Below are 14,834 nucleotides of genomic sequence, written 5' to 3'. Positions count from 1 at the left end.
AAACGAGGAACTTGACCACGACCGCAGACCCGAAACATACCTAACAGGCGGGTCAATTCTCGGTGGAAACGCCGGGTCAGTTCTCAGTGGCAATCAACAATCGCGGGAAATCCAACATGCTGAGCAAGCAAGTTGAAATACCGGAAAATGTTATGCTAATGGCGTGGGTAATGACGGTGCAACATCTGACTAAGGGCGAAAAAGACGTTACGTAAATTGTAGCGGACGCAATCTGGAAAGAGCGCAAACGGCACATCCGCCCGCAATGCCCATCAGCCGATGGACAGCCAAACCACTCGTGAATTCCTCATGAAATGTGCACATTATATGGTTGTAAAGCCCTCTAAGCTCAACTAATTTGGAGGCGCCGCGCGTCCCCTGAAACAGGCCGCGGCTTGAGGTCTCGTCGCCATATTGCGCGCGACGGGCCTCTTTTGTCTCTGTTCTGCTACGTTAAATCCTTGCCAATTTGAGGCCATTTTGCTGAGCCATGAATGGAAACTCACGGCCAGTCATTTCCCGGATTCAAAAATGCTCACATCGCCTCGTCTAAAATCATTGCTCTTGGCTGGAACTTTTTTGCTGCACTCTCTCAGCTACTCTCACGCCACCGCTCCAGTGTGTGGTCCGGGTGCCACTGTACCTATAGGAGGCGGGAAAGATGGCATTGAAATAGACAAGGCTTGGTCAGGGACGACAGTTACTTTCGACGCAATTTCCCGAGGCGGGAAGATTTACGTTGGATATTACGACGCAGACAGATGGCTCACTGTAGCACAACTCGAGCCCGCTTCCGGCGTAGTCTGCCGAGCCCGGATCTCCTCTCAGTTCGCTGGGTGGGATAGCCACAACAGCGTCGCTCTCGCTTTCGACAGCGCTGGACGTCTCCAAGTTGCTGCGAATATGCACGCAAGCCCGCTTGTCTATGGATCGGCGAATACTCCGGACACTGTATCCGGCATCACACTCACCCCAATGACTGGCCACGACGAGAGGAAGGTGACTTATCCAAACTTCGTCAACGGCGCGGACGGAACCTTATATTTTTCTTACCGGAACGGCGTGAGCGGGAATGGCGAATGGTTTGTCAATACTCGCTACGGCGAGTACTGGAAGAGAACATTGGACGTACCAATCTTTTCCTCGACTTGGAACGGATTACCTACGAACGCTTATCCAACTCCATTCAAAGTGTTCCAAGACGGGTATGTACATCTTGCAATTGTCTGGCGCCGATCCCCGGATGTCGCAAGCAACTATGCCATAACGTATGCCCGCACACGAGATTTTGTACACTGGGAAGATCATCTAGGTCACCAAATTGAACCGCCAATCACCCCTGGAAACAGTGATGTTGTCGATACGGTCGGTGAGGGGAACGGCTTGCTCAATTCTGCTCGCGTCGGCCTTACAGAAAACGGCTCTCCGGTGATCGCATACACTAAATATGGGCCAGACGGCAAAAACGTTATGGTTCTTGCTTCACCAGGTTCCAATGGGTGGCGTCGTTCCATTATCGCAACGGCTTCAAGCCAAACCGTTCTTAAGGGCATGGGCACGGTTCCGAATTTACCGGCCTTCGGTGAATTAGACCTCAGTCATGACCACGTAGGTGGTATCAACATTGTGTTTCCGGGAGAGCCGCGAAAACGTATCTGGTTCAATGTAGATACACTGCAACCTGCTGACACACCGAAGTTACAGACTCCGCTCGTCACAACGCGTCCCCTTGATACATCACCGCCACCTGGCCTTTTTAACGAGCGGCGGACAGTACTGGGCGTGCGAGAAGATCGAGCGTCTAAGAAAGCGGCAGGGTCGATAGTTTACTTCTCTCAAGAAGTAAACCGCGATCGAGCCCGCGACTGCACCGTTGCGCAGCCAACCGCATGCAATCCGCCTCCCTCGCCACTAATTTTCGTGCCGTAAATATCGAGAGACAGAACGCCATAGATCATTCTTGGCTTTCCGCTCTGTTTAGGCCTTTTTTGCGGCTTCGTATTCGAGACTGCTTGGACCTCTTATGTCATCTGGGCACGACACCAAGAACCGCTCTACTTGCTGGCTGAAGACGAAATCCGGTCTCTCGTCTTGCACAACTTTATAATCGATGTTCGGCTGCCAAAGCGCCACGACTCGTGAGAACATTGATGCAAACATTTCAAGCTGATGCGACGCGAAAGAGTCCCTGAACAGAAGTAGCGTTGGGAGGTTCTTATCCTCGTTTTCGTATACGGCTCGCTGTCCAATATTTTGAACTCCGTTGAATTCTACCTTCTTGAAAGCTGGGCTCTTGATCACTGCAACTTTCGTTGTGGTTGTCAGTCCTAGCTTTCCTGTAAGGTCACCAGCAATCACCTTGTCCTCAAAAGAAATCAGATCGCTACTCATTTGCGGCAAGCAATTGGCCTGCATCATTTGATTAAAGGCAACGAATGCACCAACATGATTCCAATGCGTGTCACCTTTGGTGTACGTTTCAGACCTGAGGGAGGCCTCCTCGAGACATTCGAGAAAATACTGGTGTGCAACCCGGCCCTGTGCCGCTTCAAGTACCTTGTTAATCGGCCTACTTTCGGAAAAGTTGACGCCGTCAGGAAGATAATGTCGGTAAACGCACTCCTTGTTCGGGACTACCCCAAAAAAATAGCGGGACCCCAGATCAGCTAAGCGTACTGCACGATACGCAAAGAGGCTTGCCCACATCGCCTTGAAATCAGGAGGCAACGAAGTTCGCCCAGTTATTTGCTCCATGACTTTGTTTGAGTCGTTACTGAGAAAAAGCCAATCTTCTTTTCCATCCAGCACCGTGGGAGCTATAACCATAATTTGCGCCTACACCTATTGATCGGGTCTCGTCGTAGGATGAAAATCCAACTAGCGCAATTGCTCAATTTTGAGTTTCACACCTTACGTGCGGTGAAGTCGCTTCTAGCGCTATGCCTTCAGGGAAAGAGATCGATTGATATCTTTCCAGAGGAAACAAATTAACGCCACTTCACCTCGAAGGGAATTCGCTAACTCTTCACGGAAAAAATGCTCTCCCGCATTGTCCTATATGCTTTTGACGCGTTTCTTTTTTCATAGGCGTAATCGAACGCAACACCGCGCATTTGATCATAATTTTGGATGTTACCGACAACATCAGATATGGCGTCCGTCCAGTTTTCAGTCGTATTGGTGACTAGGATTCCGCCTTGGGTCGCACGCAATGTTTCACTGTAGGACGGCCCATTAGAAGCCACAGGCAAGATGTCCAGTGCGCCGTAATCAAGCAGCTTAAGATCCGATTTTGCAGAGTTGAACTTTGTATCGATAAGGGGAGCCAATCCAACATCGAACGGACCTTGCTGCCTAAACCAACGAACAAACGCGGGATATGATTGTGACGATCGTGGCGGCGTAAGCACCCGGAGCCATTCCCTTTTCGGTGGCTGCCGTACCGCGCCAATTACTGTGAGCTCGAACCGTTGCTTTTGGGCTACCCGATCGAGCGCTTCAATTATCAGGTTGAAGTCTGCGTCGTGGGTTGCAGTTCCAGCGTAAACCAATTGGGGAACAGCATTTCGGCCGCGGTTTGGCCGCCTATAATCACGCCACAACCGCGGATCAATTGCGTTCTGCATTACGACGGGCTGGGTGGACAAGTGCGAATAAGCCTCCCGCAAAACGTCCGTCGACACCCAATTTTCTTTGGAGTGATCGAGAAGGAAATTAAGAGCTTCGATACGCGGCTTGTAAAGCTCGTATTCACGGTGAGCTTCATCCATGAAGCAAAACGCGTCATCATTGTCTACAATCAGATTCTGCCTATGGCCGCTGGAACCCGCCACGAGCGCTTGCGCGTCACCAAGCGTGTCAAAGGCAGTACGCTGGACGATGGTAACATCGGCAGTGCGACTCTCTAGTGCCAGTTTAGCCGGCACTAATTTGAAGTCGATCTCTCCGTAAGCTTCGTCTGTAGTCAGGGGGCATAACAGTCTGATGAAAGCGCTGCTCTGTGGAAACTCTCGATCTTGGCGCACGATACCATTAACGAGTAGTCGTTTTTTACGGAGAACAAATGGCGCAGCAGGTAAAGTCGATCGGACGCCAAGCAACCCAAATATGTCATCAAGTATCGGGTTTGCACGCGCTTCAAAGCTGTGTAGCATGCGAACTTCCGCACTGACTGCAGCTGTGTCATGGTCGGATACTGTTCGCACAGCGTTTTGCAGCTCTTCCTTGCTGTCAACTTGGACGACCGAATTTCCAAATACATATGAAATAGCCGGCATACTATCGGAAATTACCCTACCACCGGCGGATAGCACATCGAAAAGTCTGTTAGATAGAAGTCCAAACTCTTTCATTGATGCCCAATGGTCATTCAACACGAACGCCGCAGAGTTGTAGTATCCGCCAAGTTCCTTATTGGAAATATTTGCTCCGCCTATAGCGCGCTTAGGAATGTATTGCTCCCAACGCGTACCGAAAACAGTAACATTCAACTCTGCCTCAACGGACCACTTTACCATGTCGCGGTATATGTTTCGCGAGTTTCCAACAAACAAAACTTCAGACGGATTAGCCGGTTTCTTCCGATTTGGGTTGAACCGATGTATATCAGTGGCCTGCAGAAGCGGCTTTATTTTTTTCACGCCAATTGCACTCAAAAAATTCGCGTAACTTAGGGAAGCAACATACGCTAAATCGTATGCTTCGTATTCGGCCAGCTCCAGCTGGTCAGGATGACTAATATTCCAAAGGATATTTATTACACCCGGCACCGGCTTAAACTCATCCAAGCCACGAATAACGATCACTACGTCATCCTGCGGTGTGTTCTTTCGGTCCCATTCTCCGTGGAAGTCGATCCGAACTTTATGGCCCAGTCTATTAAGCGCACCAGCTAGCGAATCTGCATAATGGAAATCGCCCCATTCTTGTCGCTTATCGAACGGCGCAGGAATTTTGATTGCGAAGTTTAATTTGATGGCGTCTTCTAGAGGGCAATCTCCCTTTTTGGTTGCCTTGGCAACCACGACCTTCCCAAACGCTTTGAACTCTTTCAAAGATATGCGATTCGCGTCTGCTGAGGTGTTCGTGTACTTGCATCCAACAAACGGCACATGAGCGATGTTTCGCGCTACACCTGTCTGGCGAATTATTAAGTCCCAATCCACCATCCTGCGGAGGCTTTCATCGAAACCACCTTGTTCCTCATAAATGGAACGCAGGTGGCAATAAACATTTAAATCTATAAAATTGCCCTTTAACATCCTTTCCCTGTTATAGAGTTCGCCTCGTATTTGACGGTCACTATCATTTAGAATTTCGATTTGAGAATACGCAACATCGGCGCCTTTGGAAGACATGTAGCCAACCATCGTAGCAAGATAGTTTGCCGTCCAAACGTTGTCAGAATCGAGATAGGCGATCAGCTCACCGGATGAGTTTTCAAGTCCCTTGTTTCTGGCCGCACTAACTCCTCCGTGCGCCGCCCGTATCAACCTAACCCTGTCGTCAGTAAGAAACGTCTCAACGATTTCTATCGTCTTATCTGTGCTGCCGTCATCAATGACCAAGAGTTGAAATCTGCGGTACGTCTGGTCTAGTACTGATCTAATGGATGCAGATATCGTGGATTCGCGATTGAACGCAGGCATAATAACAGAGACTAACCAAGGCTGCTCAACTTCGGCCTCCGCCTGAATTTTCTTCAGAGGGGAATCATAGTGACGTGACGGTACAACTATTCTACCTTCAGCTTTCCCATGCCGCACATAGTGCAAAAGTGGATTCACCTTAGCTTTCGCCACGTCACTGTGATGGCTCGAATATGATTGTGTGCAAAATTTGCACGACGGGTCACGACCAAGCCGAGCACCGAGCCAGAGGAAGTGCTCGACAGGATCCATATTTAGCATCGCTACGTCTGGATATTGCTTTAGATACCAGGCTTCATCAAATAATCCTGATTTCTTTACGAGATCAATTTCGCCCTGATCAGCCAGCTTCATCCTTCGCCGCCCTCAAAATTTACCGTTTACAAGTTGTATATTTCAATCATCTTTCGGACGGTTACCGGCACGTGCAAGTAGAGTCAACACCAAGAATCCCTCGCAGAACTGTAAACTTAGGATTGTTGTCATCATATGTGCCAAACATGCGACGGTGCGCGTGACGGAAGAGCACCTCGAAAAGCAACTCTTCTAGACGTTGTGTCTACGATACAGATATTGCCGCCCCCAAGGGAACCCTAAGCCAATTTCCGCCTACGCCGACGGCAAGGCGATCCAGAGTTGCCATTTGAGCAATAAAACATCTTGCCAGCCGTGACGACCTCGGAAACAAACTCCGCAACCGCTCTGGATTTAAGCTGCACCCCTACATCACAGGCTGCGATAGTAAGCGCAAGCTCACCCCATCTGGCGCCAGTAGCGCGGGCTCAGCTATTGCGTAATGACTATTCACCAGCTGTGAGCGTCTATGCCTGCGCCTATCTCTGGAACTAGAATCTTTCATAAGATCGACGCCGTTCCAGAACGGTTAGAGGGCGCTCCGCGGCAGTTTCGGCGACGTTGGTCCCATGATTTCAAGGAGCGAGCGGTGGCTGAGGCGATCGAGCCTGGAGCGAGTGTCTCGGCAATTGCGCGTCGCATCGGCATGGCACGCTCAACGTTTATCTATACGCTGAGGCAAGTCGCCAGCATGATCGGCGAGAATCTCGAACTGATCCAGGAAGTGACGGCCAACTCGGACAACATTTCCGAAGGGGAACTGGTTTACGTTAGCGATGGCAGTGAAGATGGCACGAAGGGTTTGACTGAGAAATGGCATCGAAGAACTTCAAAGCCTACTTGCCGACATCAGGACGTGAGAGGGCGGTATCCGTGAGCTCTTCATTGACGCACAGTGCGATCCCGAAATGATCGACCGCGTCATGGCCGATGAGATGAAACGCGTCCTATAACTTCCATCCATCGACCTGCCGAAAATGCGTTCGCCGGAACACCGAGGCAAACTCACTTAACCAGGGAATCGCTGGTCGCAAAGTCGGGCAAAATTAATCGCAAGCGCGGCGTCTTCTTCTGCGAGAGAAGTCAAAGTTTCCACATGCTTTTGCATGGAGGCTTCTGAATCGCTTTTAGATCGCTTAAATTGCTCGAAAATGCTTTCCGCTTGGGTAGCAAGCTTGTCGAATTTTGTTTGGTAGCCCGCGGAGATTTTGGCATCTCCAGTTTCTCGGTAGACCTTTGCCATCAACGCAAAGGCCGCTCCACAATGGAAAGAATGCTCATCCGCAATGGGTCCAAGTTCCGCTGAATCTTGACCGTAGCTCGGAGTTCCAAAAGCCACAACCAGAAGAAAAACAACGGCATGCATCAAATGGCCAACCTCTAAACGCTTAGGTTGTTATTTTAGCATGGCAGACACGGAAAACACCGTCCCTCGCCTGGAAAAACAGTTAACCGGACGTATATATCGAAACATACCTGGTTCTCGTGCGGAGATAAGCCTGGCCCGCCGAGGTGATTATGGCCGCATCCATCGTAATCGAATAGTTGCTCTAGGATTAGCTGCTTAGCAGTGTCCGGCGCCGTGTGAGTTTTAATACGATGCAGTCGCCGCCAATATTATGGAAGTGGAGATTGCAAAGCAAACAAGACTTAAGCTTCCCGCGCTGCGACCCGATACCATAATGGCGTGTATTGACAACCTCGACATCATCGATAGTCAATTCAAAGTCGCCATCGATATTTTAACCGCTGAAAAATCGTACGTTACGTCTTGATATTGGGCGGTTAACGGCACGTTCTAGTGGAGCCAACGTCTCACAGAATTGCGAAATTGCAATCTTGAGATTAATTAGGCGCTCTGCCGTGGTACACAAAGGGTTAGAAAAAACGCTGGTCTTCGCATTGAAGTGTCTACGTTTTAATTCGACAATTTGGATCACGAAGGACGTCCAACGCTTCGATATAGAAACCCGTGCTCCTCGATTTCATCCGTGCGGTAGATATTGCGCAGATCAACCAGAACGGGGTTTTTCATGATGGCCTTCAGGCGCGGCAGATCGAGCGCGCGGAACTGGTTCCATTCCGTCACGATCACGAGGGCATCGGCGCCTTCGGCAGCCTCGTAGGGACCGCTGGCATAGTCGATATCCTCGATGACATGGCGGGCATTCACCATTCCCTCCGGATCGTAGCCGACCACCTTGGCGCCGCCGTCCTGGAGGGTCTGGATGATGGCAATCGCCGGGCTGTCGCGCATATCGTCGGTATTGGGCTTGAATGTCAGGCCAAGGACGGCGATCTTCTTGCCGCGCACGTCGCCACCCACCGCGTTGATGACCTTGCGGCCCATGGCGCGCTTGCGGTTGTCGTTGATGGCGATGGTGGTCTCGATCAGCCGCACAGGGGCGTCATAGTCCTGTGCGGTCTTGGCAAGCGCCAGCGTATCCTTGGGGAAACAGGAGCCGCCATAACCGGGGCCGGCATGCAGGAACTTCGCGCCGATGCGGCCATCGAGGCCGATGCCGCGCGAAATATCCTGAACATTGGCGCCGACCTTTTCGCATAGATCCGCCATTTCGTTGATAAAGGTGATCTTCATCGCCAGAAAGGCGTTGGCGGCATATTTGATCAGTTCCGAAGTTCGCCTGGTGGTGAAGAGCAAAGGCGACTGGTTGAGATAGAGCGGACGGTAAACCTCCGTCATCACCGGGCGGGCGCGCTCGTCGGAAAGACCGACGACGATGCGGTCCGGTCGCTTGAAATCCTCGATGGCCGCGCCTTCCCGCAGAAATTCCGGGTTGGAAACCACGGCAAAATCGGCCGAAGGGTTTTCTTCGCGGATGATGCGTTCCACCTCGTCCCCCGTGCCGACGGGAACGGTAGACTTGGTGACGATGACGGTGAAGCCTTCAAGCGAATGGGCGATTTCTTTCGCTGCCGCATAGACATAACCGAGATCGGCGTGGCCGTCGCCGCGACGCGAGGGCGTACCGACCGCGATGAAGACGACATCGGCATTGGCAACCGCGGAGGAGAGATCGGTGGTGAAGCTCAATCGGCCCGCCTTGGCGTTGTTGGCAACGATGACCTCCAGACCCGGTTCGAAGATCGGGATATGGCCGCTTTTCAGCGCTTCGATCTTCTCCGGCATCTTGTCCACGCAGATCACGTCATGGCCGAAATCGGCAAAACACGCACCGGAAACAAGGCCCACATAACCGGAACCGATCATCACTATCTTCATTTCACTAGCCTACATAGAAAAACAGAATTTCGGAAAACCACGCTGTGATTGCGGTTTCAATACCTACATCTCAAGATAGTAGATTCACATATATGCATCATTTCTCCAAGGCAATGATTGAAGTCATGACGATTGCGATGCCGGTGCCATATTGCTCAGAGCTTCACCTGCGACGCCGGCTCAACGCAGAAACTGACGCCTTTTCGAAATTGCAGGGGCTTCTGGAGCAACGAAGCCTGATTCTGCCAGAAGACGATTGATTGACAGCGCTGTTGGATGATATCTCCAGTTGCGTTGATGGATGTGACTTCCCTTTTTGCGGCATCACCACGACCGAACAATGCTTAGTTTTCAAACAGACAGGAATTTGATGAAAGTCTTTCCTAATATGTCGGCGAGTTTTCTATCGCTTCTTAGCCGACTTTCATCTTGGGTCTCGAACACTGCAACCCACAGCGCTGGTTCAGCCAACGAAGACAAAGTAAACGCCGGGGTCTTCGCGCAATTTGAGATGCGGCAACCTAGTCACCAAAATGCTATTGATGCGATACCGGGCTGGAGCTCCTCCTTTCCGGTTCCGGGGCTGCAGGCAGGCAATGTTCCGCTATTTCAGGATGGACGGATATTGTCCGCGCTAAATGCCTATGGATCGCTCGAAGGGGCCGAGGTACTCGAGGTCGGCCCTCTCGAAGCAATGCACACGTTCATTCTTAACAAACAACGGCCCGCCAACATCGACGCTATAGAAGCCAATCAATTATGTTTTTTGCGGTGTCTTGTAACTAAGGAAATCCTGAAGCTTGATAAGGCTTCGTTTTATCTGGGCGATATCCAGAAATGGCTCCAGAGCACTCAAAAGACATACGATTTTGCTCTTGCCTCCGGCGTCCTTTATCACATGCCAGATCCGGGAGAGTTTCTTCATCTACTTTCCAAACGTGCCAATGCATTGTTCATATGGACTCATTTCTTCGATGAAAGTGCTATGCCATCTTCGGATGTCCGTAGGCGCCCATTCAGCGGCAAGATCGAACTCCGCTCGGTGGCTGGTATGGAACTCCACTACCACGAAAGGAGCTATCAGAACGCGGACCAGAACGCCTCATTCTGCGGGGGCATGAAGGATCGCCATTTTTGGCTAGAAAGAAGTGAAATAATATCGCTGCTCGAGCGTTTGGGGTATTCGAAAATTGAAATTCAGGCCATAGACAACAATCATCCTGGTGGCCCATGCTTTTCGGTATTCGCCAGACGATAGTTAAGTCTAGGGTGGTGACTTTAGGTGTAAGAGCGGACTCTGACGATTGCTGTTCAACGTCGAATATGATCATGGGAGCGTCATCGAGGGGTACTTGATCCCCGACGGCTTTTCTGAAGAAGCTACGATCTTCGTCACTATGGACGATGGCAGAGACGTGGCAATTGCGTGTGACCAACCGAAACCAGCTGTCGTGCAATCAGGTCGCCATGCGACCGGGATGGTTGGGTTCCGGATTGATGCAACCCGAATTTTGGATCTCGCCAAGCAGCGGAGACTATCTATTCGAGATTCAAAAACGGGCCTCCTGATCTATCGTCGTTCGCCGATCGATAATCCGGTTCAACACAAGATTTTGCGTCTTGAGCTTAGCATTTTGCCGATGATGAAGTTCGACGCTTTTTGTGAAGAAAGTTTTCAGTACGCTATTTCAGGCGTAGAACGTTTTGGTCACGAAACGACAATGCAGGCATTTCACCTCAATGCAGGGTCGTCGGTCTATATCAGCGGCAGGATTCTGCTGCGCAACTACGAAGACTTCCTTGACAGGGGATTCCAGGCTATCGCCGATATTCCCGACCCGTACTACGAGATGGCTTGCCGCCTCTTTACCCTCAATCGCCTCACCAGAAGCATGCCAAATTTCCTTGGAGATCGTGATCGACTGATCTTATCCCCGGCTGCTGAATACTTTTCTGAAATTAACTTAGCGGATGACCGGGCATTGAAACGTGCGCTACAGAAGGCACCGGATAAGGTCCGACGGGTGCTGATTTCACCCATCACACAGCAATTCGTCTGTACATATCCCGAGCAAAGAATAACACGTAAAGATATTGCGCCGGCGATCGGCGCACTTGCCCGCTTTACCGTTGTTGGTCATGGAGACAATAGCGTTCATTTCCAACAAGGCGTGGGGGAGCTTCTTTCTGTACCTCCCATTGACGTCCCTGTGGTCAGCAAGCACTCTATCCTCAAAGATTTGGCCTTGAGGTTACGCCAAATACCTGTTGCTGAGACGATGCTGGAAGAAGATCTCATCTTCGACCACTATGTGCGCCAAGCTGTTGCGCCGGATGTTAAGGTGCAGGGATGACCGATACGATTACGAAGTCCACGAAAACCAAAGCGGAAACCGATCAAATTCCGCTCGAACTTCAAGAGACACCAAAAACGACGGGGTGGCTTCGTCTCTATCAGTCGGGAAGAAGGCGTCTACTCACGAAGGCTCCGCCCCAGATCGAGATCGAGACCGCAAACGAACCCGAGCTCCAACATGGCGGCAAGACGCCATGGGGCCTTATTTCATTTGTGCTGCTTGTTCTAATTCCGTTCTTGGCATCGCTGATATATTTCATCTTGATTGCGTCCGATCAATATACATCGGAGGCGCGCTTCGCCGTGCGATCCTTGGCAGATGATGGTTCAAGTGAAAGGGTCGATACCGGGATCATGAGCATGCAGTCGTCCTCCCAGGACGCGTATGTTGTGACGAGTTTTATCCACTCGGCTGAAATTTTACGACGTCTGGACGGCAAAATTGACTATCGGGCTATTTTTCAGCGAGATGACGCGGATTTTTTGGCGCGGTTCGACAAGCGTGGCTCTCATGAAGACTTCCTGAAATACTGGATGAAACACGTAGTAGCCTACATCGACGGACCCTCCGGAATTATCATCTTGAAGGTTCAGACCTTTACACCCGAGGATTCTGTGAACCTTGCCAAAGCTATCCTCGAAGAAAGCGAAAAGCTCGTCAATGAACTGACGGTTCGCGCGCGCGAAGATATGATGTCGAGTTTTCGCGACGAAGTAGAAAGAACGGATCGCTTGTACCAAGCGGCACTTGGTAACCTGAACCGATTCCAACAAGGTAGCGGTCTTCTGAATCCGACCGAACAGGCTCAACAGAAAGGTACTTTGCTCACTGGGCTGTTAGGCAGAAAGCTCGAAATGGAAAGCCAAATTTTTGTGCTGCGCCAAGCTAAAAATACGGATTCTCCGCGCTATCGACAACTGAGCCTTGGCCTCGAAAGCATCAATCAGCAGATCGATGGTATCCGTGCACAGATTACGGGCGGGGCCGACGCTTCGCTTGCCAATGTCATATCGAATTTTTCGGTAGTTGAGACAGATCGCGTAGTGGCGGAGAAGCTCTATGAAGCCGCGAGACGAAACTATGATCAGGCATTTGCCGCGGCTCTTCGGAAGGCACTTTATCTCACGGTGTTCGTCAATCCGGCCTTGCCAGAAGAGGCGCTCTATCCGCGTCGCTTCCTTTCGCCTGTTCTGATTATGCTTGGATTGCTCACAGCCTGGACCATTCTCGCGCTTGCCTGGGCGTCGGTTGAAGATCACAGGCTCTAGAACAAAATGATCCGTTTTCAGAATGTTTCGAAACACTTCAAAACACAAAGCCACAAGAAAGTAATTCTCGATCGGGTGAGCCTCGAATTCGAACGCGGTTATTCCTATGGAATCCTCGGCGTCAATGGTGCTGGCAAATCAACAACCATGCGCATGATAGCAGGAACAATACTGCCGAACTCTGGTCGTATCAGCAAAAACGTTCGCGTCTCCTGGCCGCTCGGCTTTGCCGGCGGTTTCAACTCTGCAATGACCGGCAAAGAGAACCTCAATTTCGTCGCCAGGGCATATGGTGAAAATCCCGAACGCGTCTCAAGGTTCGTAGAAGAATTTGCAGAACTGGGTGACTATATCAACGCGCCTGTTCGGACCTATTCATCTGGCATGGGTGCTCGTCTTGCCTTTGGTCTTTCCATGGCCATCGAGTTCGAATGTTATCTTGTCGACGAAGTCACGGCCGTTGGCGACGCACGCTTCCAAAAACGTTGCAAGGAGGCATTTGACAGCAGGCGTAGGAATTCTGACATCATCATGATTTCTCACGGTATGGAGACGATAAAGGCTTATTGCGAAAAAGCTTTTTTGCTCGTGGATGGCCGAATGATGTATTACGATGACGTTGAGCTTGGAATCGAAGCCTATTACCGCCTCAACAGATAGCTATCTATCGCGACGCGATACATTATGGAGGCTTATTTGGCGCCGCAGAATGAAAGCAGCAATGGACCGGTGAGCGGGCTTGAGGCCAGTAGAGTTATTTCCCAGCGACTGACTTCGTCAGCGCGTAAACTCCGCTTTTCAACCTCTTCAAGAAGCAGCCTTTTTAAGGCAGTCGGCCTTCGGCCTAGGCTGAGTGACCGACTTTTCACAGCGACCGTGCTCTTATTTGCCGTCCTTCTTTTTGCCATTCCGAACGTAACCGCATTGCTTTATTATGGCATCTTTGCTTCCGATCAATATGAATCGGAAACTCGTTTTACTGTCCGTTCCTCGACACCGGCCCTCGGCAGAGACCAGATTGCGCGAGTGACCGGCGTTCCTTCTGCAAAAATCGTCCAGGACACTCAAATTGTAACTAACTTCATCAACAGCCACGAAATGATCGATATGTTGCGTGACCGCAACATTGACCTGCAGAAGCTTTTTGGTAGTGCCGACATTGACTGGTGGGCTCGCCTCCCCGGTGATGCAACTGCCGAGGAGACGAGGGATTACTGGGCGCATATGGTCACAGCGACCGTCAATGCATCAAGCGGGATTGTCACGGTAAAGGCCAGGGCATTTGCTGCCCGGGACGCTGCTGTTCTAGTAAGCGAGATCGTTAAAGCGTCCGAAGTCATTGTGAACCAAGTCAACGATCGCATCTGGAAAGATGTCATTGCAACCGCCGAGACAAGCCTCGAAAACGCAAAGCAACAGCTTCAAAAGGCTCGCGAAACAGTCGCATCGACCCGCAATCGAGAAGGCGTTTTGAGCGTCAGTAATAGCTCCCAGATTATTTCGACTTTGATTGGTACGATCGAGAATGAACGGCTGAATCTCCAACAGCAATACAATTCGCGGATTGCGGTTGTCTCAGCTGACTCGCCGCAAATGCGCGTGCTGAAACGCGAAATCAACAGCAAGGAACAGCAGCTCTCCGATCTCAATGCGCAACTCGCCGGCATCGGGAGCGAGCGTAGTCTAGCAGACGTATCACAGGACCTTTCACAGCTTGAGTTGGCCCAAAACCTTGCCGAACAACAGTTCTCCTCCAGTGTCAGGACACTTGAGCAGGTCCGTTTTATCAGCAAGCAACAGCTTCTCTATCTTGACAGTTTTCTCGCACCGCGTGTGCCGGATGAAGCGAACTATCCCAAGCGTCTTCTCTGGATAAGCCTGACCGCCATTGCTAGCTTGATCACTTGGGCTACAGCGACCAGTTTGCTTTACTTTGCCCGCAGCCGTCTGATGCAATGAAATC

11 protein-coding genes and 1 pseudogene are annotated in these 14,834 nt (G+C 50.8%); 7 read left to right on the top strand and 5 right to left on the bottom strand.

From position 1 onward, the window contains the following. Nucleotides 1–531: 531 nt before the first annotated feature. Nucleotides 532–1,929 carry a BNR repeat-containing protein gene (locus ACQZ5Y_RS27910; protein ID WP_111802183.1) on the top strand — a complete coding sequence of 466 codons (1,398 nt, stop codon included), beginning with the start codon at nt 532–534 and terminating at the stop codon, nt 1,927–1,929. 48 nt (nt 1,930–1,977) lie between these two features. Here ACQZ5Y_RS27910 and ACQZ5Y_RS27905 read toward each other — a convergent pair whose 3' ends face one another. Both ACQZ5Y_RS27905 and ACQZ5Y_RS27900 read right to left on the bottom strand, forming a co-directional pair. After that, on the bottom strand, nt 1,978–2,826 hold the full coding sequence (locus tag ACQZ5Y_RS27905; RefSeq protein ID WP_111802184.1) for an alginate O-acetyltransferase AlgX-related protein: 849 nt from the start codon (nt 2,824–2,826) through the stop codon (nt 1,978–1,980). Nucleotides 2,827–3,017: 191 nt separating this feature from the next. After that, nucleotides 3,018–6,002 carry a glycosyltransferase gene (locus ACQZ5Y_RS27900; RefSeq protein WP_174060310.1) on the bottom strand — a complete coding sequence of 995 codons (2,985 nt, stop codon included), beginning with the start codon at nt 6,000–6,002 and terminating at the stop codon, nt 3,018–3,020. A gap of 589 nt (nt 6,003–6,591) precedes the next feature. Here ACQZ5Y_RS27900 and ACQZ5Y_RS27895 point away from each other — a divergent pair. After that, nucleotides 6,592–6,879, top strand: coding sequence for a hypothetical protein (locus tag ACQZ5Y_RS27895; RefSeq protein WP_419457030.1), 288 nt, complete (start codon nt 6,592–6,594; stop codon nt 6,877–6,879). Here ACQZ5Y_RS27895 and ACQZ5Y_RS27890 read toward each other — a convergent pair. The 3 genes and pseudogenes from ACQZ5Y_RS27890 to ACQZ5Y_RS27880 all read right to left on the bottom strand — a co-directional run. After that, nucleotides 6,832–6,997, bottom strand: a pseudogene (locus ACQZ5Y_RS27890) (IS5/IS1182 family transposase); the annotation flags it as partial. The gene ACQZ5Y_RS27895 and the pseudogene ACQZ5Y_RS27890 overlap by 48 nt on opposite strands. Nucleotides 6,998–7,011: 14 nt before the next feature. Next, nucleotides 7,012–7,368 carry a hypothetical protein gene (locus tag ACQZ5Y_RS27885; protein WP_162633793.1) on the bottom strand — a complete coding sequence of 119 codons (357 nt, stop codon included), beginning with the start codon at nt 7,366–7,368 and terminating at the stop codon, nt 7,012–7,014. A gap of 570 nt (nt 7,369–7,938) precedes the next feature. Further along, nucleotides 7,939–9,246: a UDP-glucose dehydrogenase family protein gene (locus ACQZ5Y_RS27880; RefSeq protein WP_448782570.1), complete on the bottom strand. Its 1,308-nt coding sequence runs from the start codon at nt 9,244–9,246 to the stop codon at nt 7,939–7,941. 370 nt (nt 9,247–9,616) lie between these two features. On the opposite strand from ACQZ5Y_RS27880, the gene ACQZ5Y_RS27875 reads away from it, so the two are divergent. The 5 genes from ACQZ5Y_RS27875 to ACQZ5Y_RS27855 are packed head-to-tail and all read left to right on the top strand — an operon-like array spanning nt 9,617 to nt 14,830. Beyond that, nucleotides 9,617–10,504: a methyltransferase domain-containing protein gene (locus ACQZ5Y_RS27875; protein WP_174051933.1), complete on the top strand. Its 888-nt coding sequence runs from the start codon at nt 9,617–9,619 to the stop codon at nt 10,502–10,504. Between the two features lie 46 nt (nt 10,505–10,550). Beyond that, nucleotides 10,551–11,600, top strand: a complete 1,050-nt coding sequence (locus ACQZ5Y_RS27870) for a hypothetical protein (protein WP_111801878.1) — start codon at nt 10,551–10,553, stop codon at nt 11,598–11,600. After that, the gene (locus ACQZ5Y_RS27865) at nt 11,597–12,871 is read left to right on the top strand and encodes a capsule biosynthesis protein (protein ID WP_174051931.1); all 1,275 of its coding nucleotides are present in this window, start codon (nt 11,597–11,599) and stop codon (nt 12,869–12,871) included. Before ACQZ5Y_RS27870 ends, ACQZ5Y_RS27865 begins: the two co-directional genes overlap by 4 nt. Nucleotides 12,872–12,877: 6 nt before the next feature. Then, on the top strand, nt 12,878–13,531 hold the full coding sequence (locus ACQZ5Y_RS27860; RefSeq protein WP_065660364.1) for an ABC transporter ATP-binding protein: 654 nt from the start codon (nt 12,878–12,880) through the stop codon (nt 13,529–13,531). Nucleotides 13,532–13,567: 36 nt separating this feature from the next. Beyond that, complete coding sequence (locus tag ACQZ5Y_RS27855; RefSeq protein ID WP_174051929.1) at nt 13,568–14,830, top strand: capsule biosynthesis protein; 1,263 nt, start codon at nt 13,568–13,570, stop codon at nt 14,828–14,830. The last annotated feature ends 4 nt before the right edge of the window (nt 14,831–14,834 follow it).

The sequence above is a fragment of the Agrobacterium sp. A3-95 genome, assembly GCF_053521785.1.
The sequence above is the reverse complement of the archived record's forward strand: the minus strand, read 5'-3'. Positions and strand labels throughout refer to the sequence as shown.

Bases quoted from the DNA above. Each gene is read 5' to 3' on its own strand.
- ACQZ5Y_RS27865 (WP_174051931.1), top strand. From the start codon at position 11,597: ATGACCGATACGATTACGAAGTCCACGAAAACCAAAGCGGAAACCGAT.
- ACQZ5Y_RS27875 (WP_174051933.1), top strand. From the start codon at position 9,617: ATGAAAGTCTTTCCTAATATGTCGGCGAGTTTTCTATCGCTTCTTAGC.
- ACQZ5Y_RS27860 (WP_065660364.1), top strand. From the start codon at position 12,878: ATGATCCGTTTTCAGAATGTTTCGAAACACTTCAAAACACAAAGCCAC.
- ACQZ5Y_RS27885 (WP_162633793.1), bottom strand. From the start codon at position 7,368: ATGCATGCCGTTGTTTTTCTTCTGGTTGTGGCTTTTGGAACTCCGAGC.
- ACQZ5Y_RS27880 (WP_448782570.1), bottom strand. From the start codon at position 9,246: ATGAAGATAGTGATGATCGGTTCCGGTTATGTGGGCCTTGTTTCCGGT.
- ACQZ5Y_RS27900 (WP_174060310.1), bottom strand. From the start codon at position 6,002: ATGAAGCTGGCTGATCAGGGCGAAATTGATCTCGTAAAGAAATCAGGA.
- ACQZ5Y_RS27905 (WP_111802184.1), bottom strand. From the start codon at position 2,826: ATGGTTATAGCTCCCACGGTGCTGGATGGAAAAGAAGATTGGCTTTTT.
- ACQZ5Y_RS27910 (WP_111802183.1), top strand. From the start codon at position 532: ATGCTCACATCGCCTCGTCTAAAATCATTGCTCTTGGCTGGAACTTTT.